This is a genomic window from Mucilaginibacter koreensis (assembly GCF_054783355.1).
In genome coordinates this window covers 170,234-186,196 of the sequence record NZ_BAAGQS010000002.1, presented here as the reverse complement: position 1 = coordinate 186,196, position 15,963 = coordinate 170,234, and the positions used below count along the sequence as shown (strand labels likewise).

General features: G+C 42.4%; 25 protein-coding genes. All 25 read right to left on the bottom strand.

Annotated elements, in window-relative coordinates:
* Positions 1–58: 58 nt before the first annotated feature.
* Positions 59–1,975, bottom strand: coding sequence for a molecular chaperone DnaK (gene dnaK / locus ACYVNW_RS17480; RefSeq protein ID WP_460681205.1), 1,917 nt, complete (start codon positions 1,973–1,975; stop codon positions 59–61).
* A 238-nt stretch (positions 1,976–2,213) separates the two neighbouring features.
* Positions 2,214–3,605, bottom strand: a complete 1,392-nt coding sequence (locus ACYVNW_RS17475; protein WP_460681204.1) for a S41 family peptidase — start codon at positions 3,603–3,605, stop codon at positions 2,214–2,216.
* Between the two features lie 105 nt (positions 3,606–3,710).
* Positions 3,711–4,286 (bottom strand): 50S ribosomal protein L17, encoded by a 576-nt coding sequence (gene rplQ, locus ACYVNW_RS17470; RefSeq protein ID WP_460681203.1) that lies wholly within the window; start codon positions 4,284–4,286, stop codon positions 3,711–3,713.
* A gap of 84 nt (positions 4,287–4,370) precedes the next feature.
* The gene (locus tag ACYVNW_RS17465) at positions 4,371–5,363 is read right to left on the bottom strand and encodes a DNA-directed RNA polymerase subunit alpha (protein ID WP_460681202.1); all 993 of its coding nucleotides are present in this window, start codon (positions 5,361–5,363) and stop codon (positions 4,371–4,373) included.
* A gap of 116 nt (positions 5,364–5,479) precedes the next feature.
* Positions 5,480–6,088: a 30S ribosomal protein S4 gene (rpsD, locus tag ACYVNW_RS17460; protein ID WP_460681201.1), complete on the bottom strand. Its 609-nt coding sequence runs from the start codon at positions 6,086–6,088 to the stop codon at positions 5,480–5,482.
* A gap of 64 nt (positions 6,089–6,152) precedes the next feature.
* Positions 6,153–6,542 carry a 30S ribosomal protein S11 gene (gene rpsK / locus ACYVNW_RS17455; RefSeq protein WP_460681200.1) on the bottom strand — a complete coding sequence of 130 codons (390 nt, stop codon included), beginning with the start codon at positions 6,540–6,542 and terminating at the stop codon, positions 6,153–6,155.
* Positions 6,543–6,686: 144 nt separating this feature from the next.
* The gene (gene rpsM, locus ACYVNW_RS17450) at positions 6,687–7,064 is read right to left on the bottom strand and encodes a 30S ribosomal protein S13 (RefSeq protein WP_460681199.1); all 378 of its coding nucleotides are present in this window, start codon (positions 7,062–7,064) and stop codon (positions 6,687–6,689) included.
* A gap of 71 nt (positions 7,065–7,135) precedes the next feature.
* The gene (gene rpmJ / locus ACYVNW_RS17445; protein WP_008506259.1) at positions 7,136–7,252 is read right to left on the bottom strand and encodes a 50S ribosomal protein L36; all 117 of its coding nucleotides are present in this window, start codon (positions 7,250–7,252) and stop codon (positions 7,136–7,138) included.
* A gap of 7 nt (positions 7,253–7,259) precedes the next feature.
* Positions 7,260–7,478, bottom strand: a complete 219-nt coding sequence (gene infA, locus ACYVNW_RS17440) for a translation initiation factor IF-1 (protein WP_022833270.1) — start codon at positions 7,476–7,478, stop codon at positions 7,260–7,262.
* A 71-nt stretch (positions 7,479–7,549) separates the two neighbouring features.
* A complete protein-coding gene (gene map, locus ACYVNW_RS17435; RefSeq protein WP_460681198.1) occupies positions 7,550–8,335 on the bottom strand; it encodes a type I methionyl aminopeptidase in 786 nt (261 codons plus the stop codon).
* Positions 8,336–8,352: 17 nt separating this feature from the next.
* Entirely contained in the window at positions 8,353–9,705 is a 1,353-nt protein-coding gene (secY, locus tag ACYVNW_RS17430; RefSeq protein ID WP_460681197.1) for a preprotein translocase subunit SecY, read from the bottom strand.
* Between the two features lie 6 nt (positions 9,706–9,711).
* Entirely contained in the window at positions 9,712–10,158 is a 447-nt protein-coding gene (gene rplO, locus ACYVNW_RS17425; RefSeq protein WP_460681196.1) for a 50S ribosomal protein L15, read from the bottom strand.
* Positions 10,159–10,162: 4 nt separating this feature from the next.
* Positions 10,163–10,342: a 50S ribosomal protein L30 gene (gene rpmD, locus ACYVNW_RS17420; protein ID WP_460681195.1), complete on the bottom strand. Its 180-nt coding sequence runs from the start codon at positions 10,340–10,342 to the stop codon at positions 10,163–10,165.
* Positions 10,343–10,348: 6 nt separating this feature from the next.
* A complete protein-coding gene (rpsE, locus tag ACYVNW_RS17415; protein WP_460681194.1) occupies positions 10,349–10,867 on the bottom strand; it encodes a 30S ribosomal protein S5 in 519 nt (172 codons plus the stop codon).
* Between the two features lie 12 nt (positions 10,868–10,879).
* Positions 10,880–11,230 carry a 50S ribosomal protein L18 gene (gene rplR / locus ACYVNW_RS17410; RefSeq protein WP_460681193.1) on the bottom strand — a complete coding sequence of 117 codons (351 nt, stop codon included), beginning with the start codon at positions 11,228–11,230 and terminating at the stop codon, positions 10,880–10,882.
* 5 nt (positions 11,231–11,235) lie between these two features.
* The gene (rplF, locus tag ACYVNW_RS17405) at positions 11,236–11,793 is read right to left on the bottom strand and encodes a 50S ribosomal protein L6 (RefSeq protein WP_460681192.1); all 558 of its coding nucleotides are present in this window, start codon (positions 11,791–11,793) and stop codon (positions 11,236–11,238) included.
* A 22-nt stretch (positions 11,794–11,815) separates the two neighbouring features.
* Positions 11,816–12,214 carry a 30S ribosomal protein S8 gene (rpsH, locus tag ACYVNW_RS17400; protein ID WP_460681191.1) on the bottom strand — a complete coding sequence of 133 codons (399 nt, stop codon included), beginning with the start codon at positions 12,212–12,214 and terminating at the stop codon, positions 11,816–11,818.
* Between the two features lie 176 nt (positions 12,215–12,390).
* Positions 12,391–12,660 carry a 30S ribosomal protein S14 gene (rpsN, locus tag ACYVNW_RS17395; RefSeq protein WP_460681190.1) on the bottom strand — a complete coding sequence of 90 codons (270 nt, stop codon included), beginning with the start codon at positions 12,658–12,660 and terminating at the stop codon, positions 12,391–12,393.
* Entirely contained in the window at positions 12,653–13,222 is a 570-nt protein-coding gene (rplE, locus tag ACYVNW_RS17390) for a 50S ribosomal protein L5 (protein ID WP_460681189.1), read from the bottom strand. Before rplE ends, rpsN begins: the two co-directional genes overlap by 8 nt.
* The gene (gene rplX, locus ACYVNW_RS17385; protein ID WP_460681188.1) at positions 13,222–13,548 is read right to left on the bottom strand and encodes a 50S ribosomal protein L24; all 327 of its coding nucleotides are present in this window, start codon (positions 13,546–13,548) and stop codon (positions 13,222–13,224) included. The genes rplE and rplX overlap by 1 nt, the downstream gene beginning before the upstream one ends.
* A 2-nt stretch (positions 13,549–13,550) precedes the next feature.
* Positions 13,551–13,919 carry a 50S ribosomal protein L14 gene (gene rplN / locus ACYVNW_RS17380; RefSeq protein WP_157539792.1) on the bottom strand — a complete coding sequence of 123 codons (369 nt, stop codon included), beginning with the start codon at positions 13,917–13,919 and terminating at the stop codon, positions 13,551–13,553.
* A gap of 1 nt (position 13,920) precedes the next feature.
* The gene (rpsQ, locus tag ACYVNW_RS17375) at positions 13,921–14,175 is read right to left on the bottom strand and encodes a 30S ribosomal protein S17 (protein WP_460681187.1); all 255 of its coding nucleotides are present in this window, start codon (positions 14,173–14,175) and stop codon (positions 13,921–13,923) included.
* An 18-nt stretch (positions 14,176–14,193) separates the two neighbouring features.
* On the bottom strand, positions 14,194–14,406 hold the full coding sequence (gene rpmC / locus ACYVNW_RS17370) for a 50S ribosomal protein L29 (protein WP_460681186.1): 213 nt from the start codon (positions 14,404–14,406) through the stop codon (positions 14,194–14,196).
* A gap of 132 nt (positions 14,407–14,538) precedes the next feature.
* Positions 14,539–14,961: a 50S ribosomal protein L16 gene (gene rplP / locus ACYVNW_RS17365; RefSeq protein WP_460681185.1), complete on the bottom strand. Its 423-nt coding sequence runs from the start codon at positions 14,959–14,961 to the stop codon at positions 14,539–14,541.
* 156 nt (positions 14,962–15,117) lie between these two features.
* On the bottom strand, positions 15,118–15,963 hold the full coding sequence (gene rpsC / locus ACYVNW_RS17360; protein WP_460681184.1) for a 30S ribosomal protein S3: 846 nt from the start codon (positions 15,961–15,963) through the stop codon (positions 15,118–15,120).

Sequence of the window (15,963 nt, the reverse complement as noted above, 5' to 3'; positions counted from 1 at the left end):
AAAACAAAAACGCCCGCTTGTATTACAAGCGGGCGTTTCAATTATATAGGTGAAATAATTATTTCACTTCTTCAAAGTCAACATCAGTTACGCTGTCAGCGTTGCTGTTGCCTTGGGCCTGGCCGCCACCGTTGGCACCGCCATCGCCTGGCTGGCCACCTTGCTGTGCATCAGCAGTAGCTTTGTACATCTCTTCTGATGCGGCAGACCATGCATTGTTCAGGTCGGCTTGTGCAGCATCAATAGCATTGAAGTCTTTAGCTGAATAAGCTGATTTTAGTTTTTCCAAACCGGCTTCGATTGGTGCTTTCTTATCAGCAGAAATCTTGTCACCATATTCTTTCAACTGCTTTTCAGTAGAGAAGATCAGCGCGTCAGCAGCGTTCAGTTTATCTACTTCTTCTTTTGCTTTTTTGTCAGCATCAGCGTTAGCTTCAGCTTCCTGCTTCATTTTTTGAATCTCAGCATCGCTTAAGCCTGATGAAGCTTCGATACGGATTTTTTGCTCTTTACCGGTAGCTTTATCTTTTGCAGATACGTTTAGGATACCGTTGGCATCAATATCAAAAGTTACTTCGATTTGAGGCACACCACGTGGAGCTGGTGGAATACCGTCCAGGTGGAAACGGCCAATGGTACGGTTTTGAGCAGCCATAGGGCGCTCACCCTGCAAAATGTGAATCTCAACTGAAGGCTGGCTATCAGATGCAGTAGAGAAGGTTTCTGACTTCTTGCTCGGGATGGTAGTGTTTGACTCGATCAATTTGGTCATTACACCGCCCATGGTTTCAATACCTAATGAAAGCGGGGTTACGTCTAACAATAACACGTCTTTCACTTCACCGGTTAATACACCGCCTTGAATGGCAGCACCAATGGCTACTACTTCGTCAGGGTTTACACCTTTTGAAGGCGCTTTACCGAAGAAGCTTTGCACCGCTTCCTGAATGGCAGGGATACGGGTTGAACCACCTACCAGGATAATTTCGTCGATATCTGAAGTGCTGTAACCAGCGTTCTTCAAAGCTGAGCGGCAAGGCTCAATAGTACGTTTAATTAAGCTATCAGCCAATTGCTCAAACTTAGCACGGGTTAAAGTTTTAACCAAGTGCTTAGGCATACCGTCAACCGCAGTTACATAAGGCAAGTTGATTTCTGATTGTGTAGTGCTTGACAGCTCAATTTTAGCTTTCTCAGCAGCTTCTTTTAAACGCTGTAAAGCCATTGGGTCTTTACGCAGGTCAATGCCTTCGTCGTTCTTAAATTCGTCGGCTAACCAGTCAATAATTACCTGGTCAAAGTCGTCACCACCTAAGTGAGTATCACCGTCGGTTGATTTCACTTCAAACACACCGTCGCCCAGTTCAAGTACAGATACGTCATGAGTACCACCACCGCAGTCAAATACCACAATTTTCATGTCTTTGTGGGCTTTGTCTAAGCCGTAAGCTAAGGCAGCAGCAGTAGGCTCGTTGATAATACGGCGTACTTTTAAACCTGCAATCTCACCGGCCTCTTTAGTAGCCTGGCGCTGTGCATCGTTAAAATAAGCAGGAACAGTGATTACCGCTTCGGCTACTTCAGTACCCAAAAAGTCTTCAGCTGTTTTTTTCATTTTCTGCAAAATCATAGCAGAAATTTCCTGCGGGGTATATTTGCGGTCGCCAATCTCTACTCGTGGGGTGTTGTTATCACCTTTAACCACAGTATAAGGCACGCGCTCGGCTTCTTTAGTAACCTCATTGTATTGGTTACCCATAAAGCGTTTAATAGAATAAATAGTGTTACGTGGGTTAGTGATAGCCTGACGTTTGGCAGGGTCACCTACTTTACGCTCGCCGTTGGCAGCAAATGATACTACTGATGGCGTAGTGCGCTTACCCTCGCTGTTCGCAATAACTACAGGTTCATTACCTTCCATTACGGCTACGCAAGAGTTGGTTGTTCCTAAGTCGATACCAATGATTTTAGACATATGATTGATTGTTTTCCTTTTTGTAATACGTTGATTAACGCTTATTATTTATCAAGCCTCGTGCCAACGCAGCAATGGCAGTAAATATTGTCTTATCGTGTCAGTTCTATAACTTTTAGTCAGGCCAGATGAGATTGCGGTGACAGCTTGGCAGATAAGGAAGCATATTAGTACTTAGGATATATAATGTTCCTTTAACTTATGGCATCGCCTTATTAAAACAATTAGTAGCATTAGTTTACTGCTGTGTTATCAACCACTGCTGCGCAAACTGCAGCACATTATCTTGTGTACCTATGCGCTTAACTTTATAATCAGGATGAATTGGCTGGTGATCTGCCTTATTGTTACTGGGCCTTATCCATAAGGTGGTAGAGGTAAAGGCCACAAACTGAGTGTTGGGCAAAATAATATTGCAAAGCTCCCCGTAATCGTTTCCAGGTTCACCAGTATCTTCACCTATAAGAGTGGCAAGCTTATAATCTTTAAGGGTAGCCGCCAGCATATTTGCGCTGGAGAAAGTGTTAGGCCCAATTAGGAAGCAAACATTGCCATGGTATTTATTGGGTATCTCACCAGTTTGATCTAAATTTTCACTATGGCTCACTATTATATCTCCAATAGGTACGGCGAGACATCTTCTTAATTTATCGCCATATATTTCAGTTAATGAAGGCTGTTGCATTTGGGCGATGAACTGCCTACTTGCCCTTAACTCTGATCCGGCAGCCATACGGTAAGGCTGATTGGTAATATAATTAAGCAGATACCGACCCTGACTTGAGTTACCTCCACTATTCTCTCGCAAGTCTACAATAAGGTGATTGAGTTTTTGTTCATGTATGCTTTTAAATACCGAATCGGCAAACCTGACGAAATCATTATACCTGCCACTCATTGACCGGAAGTTTAAATATCCGTCACCATTATTCAATACAGTAAAAGTGTAATTTTTTGTATCTGCACTTTTGTTAAATACCGTTTCATATTCGGTTGCCGATATAGGTTGAACTACGGCTGACTGCTCATTTTGTGCAGCATCAGTATATACAATGTGATAAGGGGCTTGAATACCTATTGCCGACAATAATAACGGGAACCGCTGTATAATGACTGTTGTTCTGAATGAAGTTAAGCCACCTTTAGTCCTTAATAACTGATTCCATATCTTTTGAGCAGAAATGCTATTGATAGAACTGATCTCAATCTCTTCAACTGTTTTACCAGATAATGCAGCTTTTACCATCATGCGCCCGTTTTTATACCCCGATAATTTTACAGGAATGAACTTGAAGCGACCGTCTCTTATCATGTTTGAAACTTCCTTAGGCGTATTGATACCGGTATGCCCTTCATTGATATAAGCAGTGGCCTCTGAAAAAACTTCATAAGCTTTAACAATACTTATAGAATCAGCAAGTGAGCGTTTAAGCGAATCCAGTTTGGTATAAAGCTGTTTTTTTGTTAAACTGTGGAATAGGTTAGGATGTATCTGTTCAGCATTACTAAATAGAGTGTCTATATCCTGCACAACCTGCGCCTTAGAAAAACGCTGCAAACGTTGTGCATAAGCAATTTTAACTGTGCAAAGTAATGATAGGGTGATAGTTATTAAAGTCAATATTTTCATCAGCTATAAGACGACATACCATCTGAGCACGTTGCACCAAAAACAAAAAAAGCCCTGCTTATAACAAGCAGGGCTTTTAATATTATTGAAGATACAGAGCGCTACTTATTCGCCTTTCTCTGCGTTTTCTTCGTTTGCAGCTGGTGCTTCAGGAGCATCAGTTACAGTAGCATTGTCATCGGCAGGAGTTACTTCAGCAGTTGCAGCTTCTTCTGTTGCAGGGGCAGTAGTAGTTGCAGCAGCTTTGGTAGAACCACCTTTACCACCACGACGTGAACGACGGGTTGTAGTAGTTGCAGCAGCTTCGCCGGTTTTGTAAGTGGTGTTGTAATCAACCAGCTCAATGATGGCCATTTCGGCGTTGTCACCCAAACGGTTTTCTAACTTGATGATACGAGTATAACCACCCGGGCGGTTTGCTACTTTCTCAGCTACTTCGCGGAACAGGATGCTCACTGCATCTTTGTCTTTCAGGTAGCTAAATACAGTACGACGAGAATGCGTAGTATCGTTTTTAGATTTGGTTACCAAAGGCTCAACATAAACGCGCAGCGCTTTTGCTTTAGCTAAAGTGGTAGTAATACGCTTGTGCAGGATAAGCGATGTTGCCATGTTGCTCAGCATCGCTTTGCGATGGCTGTCGGTACGGCCTAAGTGATTGTGTTTTTTTCCGTGTCTCATTGTTGTTGTGAATTAATGCACGTGCATACCGTTGGGCGGCTCATTGCTGGTCAAGCCCGCGGAATTATGCCCCTCGCTTATGAATTATTCTTCGTCTAATTTGTATTTGCCCAAGTTCATACCAAAAGATAAGCCTTTTGATTTCACCAGATCCTGAATTTCGGTTAACGATTTTTTACCGAAGTTTCTGAACTTAAGCATATCTGCAACGTCATACGATACCAGGTCAGCCAGGCTGCGGATATCAGCTGCTTTTAAGCAATTTAATGCACGTACAGAAAGGTCAAGGTCAACCAGTTCGGTTTTCAGGATTTTACGCATGTGTAAAATTTCTTCATCAACCTCTTTGGTTTCCTCTTTGGCCTGAGCTTCCAGCATCATGTTCTCATCAGAGAATAACATGAAGTGTTGGATCAGAATTTTAGCAGCTTCTTTCAAAGCCTCTTCCGGGTGGATAGAACCGTCGGTATTGATATCAAGAACCAGTTTCTCGTAGTCGGTTTTTTGCTCAACACGATAGTTCTCGATGGTATATTTAACGTTTTTGATTGGGGTGTAGATAGAATCAATTGCGATAACACCTACAGCAGCATCAGGATTTTTGTTTTCTTCGCTTGCAATGTAACCACGACCTTTACTAACAGTCAGTTCCACTTCAAGGGTTACAGCTGAATCCATGTTGCAAATCACCATATCCGGGTTAAGAACGGTGAAGTTGTTAGAGAACTTAGTGATATCACCAGCATTGAAGGTACTCTGACCGCTGATGATCACAAAGATTTTCTCAGTATCACCTGAATCTCCTGTCTTTTTGAAACGAACTTGTTTTAAGTTCAGGATGATTTCGGTTACGTCTTCAACTACGCCTTTGATGGTTGAAAACTCATGCGTAACACCCGATAAACGAACCGAAGTGATAGCAAAACCTTCAAGTGATGAAAGTAAGATACGACGTAAAGCATTACCGATAGTTACACCGAAGCCTGGTTCCAACGGACGGAACTCGAAGGTACCTTCAAAGTCGGTAGACTTCTGCATAATCACCTTGTCTGGTTTCTGAAATGCTAAGATTGCCATTTATATCCTTTTTATTTTATAGGTTACGTATTAAACAGATATGAGATATGAGAAATGAGATTTGAGAAACCATTTGAGGTCCCAAATCTCACATCCCATATCTACAATCTCAATTCTTATTTAGAGTACAACTCGACGATCAGGTTTTCCTTGATGTTTTCAGGAATCTCATCGCGGTTAGGGTAGCTCAGTAATTTACCGGTTAAGGTGGCAGCATCCCACTCAAACCAGCTGTACTTATTAATTCTACGACCTGCTACTGAGTTGGTTACAGCTTCAAGAGTTTTTGATTTCTCACGAACTGCAATTACATCGCCCGGGCGTAAAGTATAAGAAGCAATATTTACCACTTCACCATTTACAGTGATATGCTTGTGGCCTACCAGCTGGCGTGCACCAGAACGGGTTGGGGCAATACCTAAACGGTATACAGCGTTATCTAAACGGGCTTCCAGCAATTGCAGCAAGTTGGTACCGGTGATACCTTCACGTGCTGAAGCTGTATGGAATAAGTTTTCGAACTGACGCTCTAATACACCGTAAGTGTATTTTACTTTTTGTTTTTCCATTAACTGGATTGCATACTCCGATTGTTTCCCTCTTCTTTTAGAAACGCCGTGCATGCCCGGAGGGTAGTTTTTACGCTCCAATACTTTATCAGGGCCAAAAATTGGCTCTCTGAACTTACGTGCAATTTTGGACTTTGGTCCGGTATATCTTGCCATTGTGTGTGTTTTAAAGTATCAGGCAGCCTGTAGCTGCCGAATCTTAGCTTTAAAAATTAGTGAATTAAACTCTTCTGCGTTTTGCAGGGCGGCAACCGTTGTGCGGAAGCGGGGTGATGTCACGAATCATCGTAACTTCGATGCCTGCAGTTTGTAATGTACGGATAGCTGACTCGCGACCAGCGCCCGGACCTTTAACAAATACTTCAACTTTACGTAAACCTAAATCATAAGCTACTTTACCGCAATCAGAAGCGGCCTGACCAGCAGCATATGGAGTGTTCTTTTTAGAACCTTTGAAACCCATTTTACCGGCTGAAGACCAAGAAATAGCCTGACCGCTGGTGTTGGTTAACGTAATAATAATGTTGTTAAAAGTAGCGTTAATATGTGCCTGACCTACCGGCTCAACAATAACGATACGTTTTTTGGTTACTTTTTTAGCTTTTGCCATTTTTTTAAGGTTTGAGATAAGGGGATTTGAGATGTGAGGCTTTAACCTCATTTCAAATACACCCTATCCTATTTTGTCATTCCATCAGATGCAAGCCGAGTGAGAAAAACTCATGTCTCACATCTAACATCTAAAGTCTATTTATTATTTAGTAGCTTTTTTCTTGTTAGCAACAGTCTTACGTTTACCTTTACGGGTACGTGAGTTGTTTTTGGTGCGCTGACCGCGTAACGGTAAACCTTTACGGTGACGGGTACCACGATAAGAGCCAATATCCATTAAGCGTTTGATGTTCAATTGAACTTCTGAACGCAGGGCGCCTTCTACTTTAATTTGATCGTTGATAATACCACGGATGGCCGCTAACTGATCATCAGTCCAATCTTGTACTTTGATGTTTACATCAATACCAGCCTGCGCTAAAATTTCTTTAGCAGTTGAGCGGCCGATACCATAGATGTAGGTCAAACCAATTTCACCTCTTTTGTTTCTTGGTAAATCAATACCTGAAATACGTGCCATATTTGTAATGTGTTGTTATGTGAGACCGAACGGCTGGGCCACCGTTGTACAATCAATCACCTTATTTTTAATTAACCCTGACGTTGTTTGTACTTAGGGTTTTTCTTGTTAATTACGTAAAGTTTGCCCTTGCGGCGGATGATTTTGCAATCAGCGCTGCGCTTTTTAATGGATGCTCTAACTTTCATCTCTTTTTTATTTATATCTGTAGGTTATTCTGCCTTTGGTAAGGTCGTAGGGGCTCATCTCTAATTTCACTCTGTCGCCAGGTAAAATTTTGATATAGTGCATACGCATCTTACCAGATATATGCGCAATAATCTCATGACCGTTTTCAAGTTCAACACGAAACATTGCGTTTGACAATGCCTCCCTGATTGTACCGTCTTGCTCGATCGAAGATTGTTTAGCCATATTTTACTGATTATTACTTAATTGTCCCGGTGTATTTCGGGATGCAAAAGTAAACAAAAGTTTTGATTTTATTATTTTTTTTCTTTTAAAACTTCTTCAATGTATGAAAAAGTAGAGAGCACGTCTGCCTGCCCTTTCTTTACTGCTACCGTATGTTCGAAATGCGCAGAAGGCTTTTTATCTACTGTAGACACTGTCCAGCCGTCGCTCCAAAACTTCACACCGGCCTTACCGGCGTTAATCATGGGCTCAATGGCAATCACCATACCTTCTTCCAGTTTGGGGCCAGAACCGCGTTTACCGTAGTTAGGTACTTCAGGCTTCTCGTGCAATTTAGTACCTACACCATGCCCTACAAGCTCTTTAACCACACCAAAACCATTACGCTCGGCATGATCTTGTACAGCAAAGCCAATGTCGCCTATACGCATCCCTACAACTGCTTTCGCTATACCGCGGCGCAAGCACTCTTGCGTTACGTCAAGCAATCGTTGTGTTTCTGGGTTGACTTCTCCAATGGCAAAGGTGTAAGCAGAGTCGCCTACATATTTGTTCAGAATAACGCCACAATCAACGGACAAGATGTCGCCTTCTTGTAGTTCTTTGGTACCCGGGAAGCCATGTACTACTTGTTCGTTAGGAGAGATGCAGAGCGAGTAAGGAAACCCGTTATAATTCAAAAAGGCTGGAACGCCTTTATGATCACGGATGAAGGTTTCAGCAAGTTGATTAAGCTCGATGGTTTTCACACCGGGCTTAATCACTTTTGCTACTTCTGCCAAAGTTCTTGATACCAGCTGAGCGCTCTCGCGGATCAACTCTATCTCTTCGGCAGATTTATAAATTATTTTGGCCATTTAATCTGTTGTACTGATTACAAAGTTGGTGGCACAGTACCGGCTGCAGTTGGAATTGCAGTGCGGCCTTTTACCCTACCAGTCTTCATTAAACCATCGTAATGGCGCATCAGTAAATGGCTTTCAATTTGTTGCAAGGTATCTAACACCACACCTACCAGGATGATCAGCGAAGTACCGCCAAAGAAACGGGCAAACACGCTGTTCACATGTGCCAGGTTAGCAATAGCCGGGAAGATCGCGATAATAGCCAGGAAGATTGAACCAGGCAACGTAATTTTTGAAATTACATCATCAATGTAAGAGGTAGTAGCATCACCTGGTTTAACCCCCGGGATAAAACCGTTGTTCTTCTTCATATCATCAGACATCTGGCGTGGGTTCACGGTAATGGCTGTATAAAAGTAAGTAAACAGAATGATCAGGATAGCAAATACCAGGTTATGTGCAAATGAAGTGTAGTTAGATAATGCAATCAATACACCGTTTGAGGCAATGCTCGGGAAAAATGAAGAGATGGTAGCCGGAATGAACATCAACGCCTGAGCGAAAATGATGGGCATAACACCTGCTGCATTTACCTTTAAAGGGATATACTGGCGTACACCACCGTATTGTTTATTTCCAATAATACGTTTGGCATATTGCACAGCTATCTTTCGAGTACCTTGTACTACCAATATGGTAAACATTACCACCCCTATTAAAGCCAATATCTCAACGATGAACACTAATGGGCCGCCACCATTTTGTGATACGCGGGTGCTGAACTCACCTACAATTGCACCTGGCAATTGCGCGATGATGCCCACCATGATGATTAATGAAATACCGTTACCGATACCTTTGTCTGTAATTTTTTCACCCAGCCACATTACAAATAATGTACCTGCAGTTAATACAAAAACCGACATCAGGTTGAACGTGAACATACTCATGTTCGGGTTGATGGCATTGGCCGGAATTTGTGATTTTCCGTAAGCTAAGGCTTGTACCGCTGTAATAATTACAGTTAAGCCACGCGTCCAGTTGTTGATTTTGTTACGGCCGCTTTCGCCCTCTTTTTGCAGCTTGGCAAAATAAGGAACCGCGATACCCAGTAACTGCACCACAATGGAAGCAGAGATGTAAGGCATTACACCTAACGCAAAAATAGATGCACGTGAGAATGAACCACCTGCAAACATATTTAACAATCCCAGTAAGCCTTCTTTAGCTTTTTGGTTATCAAGCGCTGAGCTTACAACACCGGGCAGTACAATGTATGAACCTACACGGTAGATTAAAAGAAATAAGAGTGTGTTAGTAATACGCACTCTTAAGTCTTCAATTTTCCAAATATTGGATAATGTGGTGAAGAAATTTTTCATTGAAAATTACAGCTTTACAATAGTACCGCCTGCAGCTTCAATTGCTTTTTGAGCAGTGGCTGAAAATGCATGAGCTTTAACGTCTAACTTGGCATTCAACTCGCCACGACCTAAAATTTTCACTTTATCGTTCTTTGATGCCAAACCATGCTCGCGCAGGGTATCGAAATCAACAGTTGACAGTGAGTAATTGTCGGCTAACTGCTGCAGCGCATCCAGGTTTAAACCTACATACTCAACACGGTTAGGGTTTTTAAAGCCCACTTTAGGCAAGCGACGCTGTAATGGCATCTGGCCACCTTCAAAGCCTACCTTGGTAGACGTACCTGAACGTGAGCCGGCACCTTTATGACCACGGGTTGATGTACCACCACGGCCTGAACCGGTACCACGACCGATTCTTTTTCTATTTTTAGTTGAACCTTCTGCAGGTTTCAAATTGTTTAAGTTCATGGTATTAAATGTTTTCTATTGCTACCAAATGATTTACTTTACGAATCATGCCGATAATGGCAGGATTAGCTTCTACCTCTACGCTGTGGTTTATCTTTTTTAAACCTAAAGCAGCTACGGTTCTTTTCTGGCGCTCGTTTCTATCGATCACGCTTTTAATCTGGGTTATTTTGATTTTCGCCATGACTGATTATCCGTTAAATACTTTACCTAAACTTACACCACGTTGCTGAGCTACAGTGTTGGCATCGCGCAATTGTGCAAGCGCTGCTACAGTAGCTTTAACCACGTTGTGCGGATTTGATGAACCTTTTGATTTTGCCAATACGTTGTGTACGCCTGCTGACTCTAATACAGCACGCATCGCACCACCAGCAATTACACCGGTACCGTTAGCAGCTGGTTTAATGAATACAAAACCACCTGAAAACTTACCATATTGCTCATGAGGCACAGTACCATTGATGATAGGCACTTTTACCAGATTCTTTTTAGCATCATCTACACCTTTGGCAATTGCCTCGGTTACTTCCTTTGCTTTGCCTAAGCCGAAACCAACCACACCGTTTTCATCACCTACTACCACAATGGCAGAGAAGCTGAAAGTACGGCCGCCTTTGGTTACTTTGGCAACGCGTTGTATGCTTACCAAGCGGTCTTTTAACTCGATCTCGCTTGTTTTAACTTTTTTTACGTTTAATGTTGACATTCTCTGTTAAGCTTAAAAATTTAAACCAGCTTCACGAGCACCTTCAGCCAGTTGTTTAACACGGCCGTGGTACAGGTAACCATTTCTATCAAATACTACAGTAGTAATACCGGCAGCAATAGCTTTTTCAGCTACTAACTTACCTACAGCTACTGACTGCTCACCTTTGGTGCCATTAGCTTCAAAGTCTTTTGACATTGATGAAGCCGATACCAGGGTACGACCAGTTACATCGTCAATGATCTGAGCATAAATTGCTTTATTGCTTCTGTACACTGACAAGCGCGGACGTTCTGCAGAACCTGAAATACGTTTTCTGATTCCTTTTTTAATTCTGTCTCTTCTTGTTAATTTACCTGTCATGACGATTATTTTTTAGATGCTGATTTACCTGCTTTTCTTCTTAACACTTCGCCAACAAATTTAACACCCTTACCTTTATAAGGCTCCGGTGCACGCAGTGAACGGATTTTAGCCGCTACCTGACCGATTAATTGTTTGTCGATAGACTCGAGAATGATAGTTGGGTTTTTACCCTTTTCAGCAGTTGTGGTAACTTTAATTTCTTGTGGCAATTGGAACACGTAGTGGTGAGAATAACCCAGCACTAAATCTAAGGTGTTACCTGTGTTTGTGGCACGGTAACCTACACCTACCAGTTCCTGCTCTAACTTGTAACCGGTGGTTACACCAACAACCATGTTGTTGATTAAGGCACGGTACAAACCATGTAAAGCTTTATGACGCTTTTGGTCGGTTGGGCGTGTTACCACTACGTTGCCGTCTTCTTGTGCGATGGTGATATCACCATCCACTTCTTGATGCAGCTCACCTTTAGGGCCTTTAACAGTTACTACGTTAGCGTCTGATACGCTGATGGTAACGCCCTGAGGTATAGCTATAGGTGCTTTTCCTACTCTTGACATTGCTTAAATTCTTTAAATTCGATTAATAAACGTAGCACAACACTTCGCCACCTACATTTTGCTGACGTGCTTCTTTGTCAGTCATAACGCCTTTAGAAGTTGAAAGGATAGCGATACCTAAACCGTTTAATACACGCGGCATAGTGTCTGTACCTGCGTATTTACGTAAACCTGGTTTGCTGATGCGTTCGATGGTGCGGATGGCCGGGATTTTGGTTACCGGATGGTACTTCAAAGCTACTTTGATTGAGCCTTGAGGACCGTTATCCTCGAATTTGTAATTTGCAATGTAACCTTTGTCGAAAAGCACTTTAGTGATTTCCTTTTTCAGATTGGATGCAGGAATTTCAACAACCCGGTGGTTGGCTTTAATAGCATTCCTTACTCTGGTAAGATAATCTGCGATTGGATCTGTATTCATTATATAAAATATGACGGTGGTTTCCTTCCCGGTCCATCCGGGCGACCTTCCATCGGTTAATTCGAAAAAATGGAATGCAAAAATAAGAATTCAAAAGTCAAAACCTGCTATGAGCCGGTCATTTTTTTGACTTTCGAATTCTTATTATGTCTTTTTGCTGATTTTTAGCTTGCTGATTACCAGCTTGCTTTCTTTACTCCCGGGATTTTACCGGCCAGTGCCATCTCACGGAATGTAACACGTGAAATACCGAACTGGCGCATGTAACCACGAGGGCGGCCGGTTAATTTGCAACGGTTGTGCAGTTTTACCGGAGATGCAGCTTTAGGCAATTTATCTAAGGCTTCGTAATCGCCGGCTGCTTTTAAAGCCGCACGTTTCTCAGCATATTTAGCTACTAATGCAGCGCGTTTGCGCTCACGTGCTTTGATACCTTCTTTAGCCATTTTGTTGTGGATTTTGATTTTTAAATGGTAAACCAAATTGTTTCAGTAACTCTAATGCTTCCACATCGTTGGTTGCTGAAGTTACAAAGGTAATATCCATACCTTGTATTTTGCTGATTTTGTCGATATTAATCTCAGGGAAAATGATTTGCTCAGTGATACCCAAGGTATAATTACCTTTGCCATCAAAGCCTTTATCATTAATACCTTTGAAATCGCGGATACGTGGCAGCGCTACTGAGATCAAACGATCCAGGAACTCATACATGTTATTGTCGCGTAAAGTAACACGTACGCCTACCGGCATACCTTTACGTAACTTAAAGTTTGAGATATCCTTTTTAGAGCGTGATGCTACTGCTTTCTGACCGGTAATGGTTGATAACTCGTTGATGGTAGTATCAATCAGTTTCTTGTCAGTAGTGGCAGCGCCTACACCCTGGTTAATCGCAATTTTTTGCAGTTTAGGAACTTGCATTACGCTTTTGTACTGAAATTTATCTTTCAGTGCGGTGCGGATGTCATCCTTATATTTTGATTTTAATCTTGGTACGTAAGCCATTACTTAATTTCCTCCCCTGATTTTTTTGATACTCTAACTAATTTACCGGCATCATTCTTTTTACGGCCTACACGGGTAGTGTTACCGTCAGCACCAACAAGTGCCAGGTTTGAGATATGAATAGCGGCTTCTTTTTTTACAATACCACCGTTAGGGTTAGCAGCGTTAGGCTTGGTATGTTTTGATACCATGTTCACACCTTCAACTATAGCGCGGCTTTTATCAGTGATAACGGTAGTTACTTTACCGGTTTGGCCTTTGGCGTCACCAGCAATAACTTTTACCTGATCACCAGCTTTGATTTTGAATTTTACTTTCTTTTCCATTGTTACAATACCTCCGGTGCTAATGATACAATTTTCATAAATTGCTTTTCACGCAGCTCTCTTGCAACAGGGCCGAAAATACGGGTGCCTCTCGGCTCATCCTGGTTGTTTAATAAAACTGCTGCATTGTCATCAAAACGGATGTATGATCCGTCTTTTCTGCGCACTTCTTTTTTAGTTCTTACTACTACGGCTTTAGATACAGTACCTTTTTTAACGTTACCTGATGGGATAGCGCTTTTTACAGTAACTACAATCTTATCGCCTACCGAAGCATAACGCTTCGCGGTACCGCCTAACACACGAATTACCAATACTTCTTTGGCACCGCTGTTATCGGCTACGGTCAGTCTTGATTCCTGTTGTACCATCTTATTTCGCCTTTTCTAATATTTGAACTAATCTCCAGTTTTTAGTTTTGCTCAATGGGCGGGTTTCCATAATTAATACGGTATCACCAATGCCACAAGTGTTGTTCTCGTCATGAGCCATAAACTTGGCAGTTTTGTGAACAAACTTGCCGTAAATAGGGTGCTTCACTCTACGCTCTACAGCAACCACAATAGATTTTTCCATCTTGTTGCTTACTACCAAGCCGATACGTGTTTTTCTTAAATTTCTTTCCATGATTCGCACGTGTTGTTATTATTGCTCAGTAGCAGTAGCGGCTGCTGCTTTGCGGTTCGACAATTCTGTACTAACTCTGGCAATATCTCTGCGCAGATTTTTAATACGGTTCGGATTCTCAATCGCTGAAACTGCGTGTGCAAATTTCATCTTTGTCAGATTGGCTTTGTCCTCACCAAGTTTAGCCGTCAATTCTTCTGTTGAGAGGGCTACAATTTCTGAGTTTTTCATTTTATTACTTGTTGTATGCTGCAAGCTGCGAGTTGCAAGTTATATCTCGAACTCGCAACCTCAGCTTACAATGTTTTATGAATCACTGCAGGTAATCAACCGTTGTTGTTTACCACCTGCAGCTACCAGGGTTTATGCTTCTACGTAATCTCTACGTGTTACAAATTTGGTTTGCACCGGTAATTTCTGGGCGGCTAAGCGCATTGCTTCTTTAGCAACTTCCAGTGGCACACCTTCGGCTTCGAAGATGATGCGGCCCGGGCGCACAACGGCTACCCAGTACTCTGGAGCACCTTTACCTTTACCCATACGTACCTCTGCTGGTTTTTTGGTTACAGGTTTGTCAGGGAAAATTCTGATCCATACCTGGCCTTCACGTTTCATGAAACGTGTTACAGCAATACGTGCAGCCTCGATTTGACGGCTGGTAATCCATGCCGGCTCGAGTGATTTTATACCGAAAGATCCGAATGAAAGTTCAGCACCACGGGTGGCCATACCTTTCATCCTGCCTTTTTGCATTTTTCTGAACTTCGTTCTTTTTGGCTGTAGCATTTTTTTAAGATTTTAGATGTGAGATTCGAGACGTGAGATTGCTATCTCTACCTGCCCTCTCTTATCTTTTTAAAACTTAAGTTCTTTGTCTGATTTGGATGTCAGATTCAAGTTATTTCTCATATCTCCAATCTAACATCTCATATCTATTGTTAATTATCTGTTTCCGCCAGGACGGTTGCCACCACCCTGACGGTTACCACCGCCTTGACGGTTGTTGTTACCACCACGTTGGTTGTTGCCACCTCTGCGGTCGCCACCACCACGACGGTCATTACCGCCACGGTCGTTACCACCAAAGTTACCGGCACCTTCTGGACGGCCACCTTTACCGCTTGCGCTGCTGGTTGAACCAATGTTAGGGCTCAGGTCACGTTTACCGTAAACTTCACCTTTACAAATCCAAACTTTAATACCGATTTTACCATAGGTAGTTAAAGCCTCGCCTAAAGCATAATCAATATCAGCACGGAAAGTGTGCAGAGGAATTCTTCCTTCTTTGTACTGCTCGGTACGTGCCATTTCAGCACCGCCTAAACGGCCTGAGCACATAATTTTGATACCTTCAGCACCCATACGCATGGTAGAAGCGATTGAAGTTTTCATTGCACGACGGAAAGAGATACGAGCCTCTAATTGCTTAGCAATACCTTCGGCTACTAACTGTGCATCCAGCTCAGGGCGTTTAATTTCAAAGATGTTGATTTGAACGTCCTTTTTAGTCAGTTTCTTTAACTCTTCTTTGATTTTATCAACTTCCTGACCACCTTTACCGATAACAATACCCGGACGGGCAGTGTGAATAGTTACAGTGATGCGTTTTAAGGTACGCTCAATTACTACTTTAGATACGCCGCCTTTAGCGATACGTACAGAAAGATATTTGCGGATTTTTTCGTCTTCAACTAATTTATCGGAGTAGTTGTTGCCACCGAACCAGTTAGAATCCCAGCCTCTGATGATGCCTAAACGGTTACCTATTGGATGTGCTTTTTGTCCCAT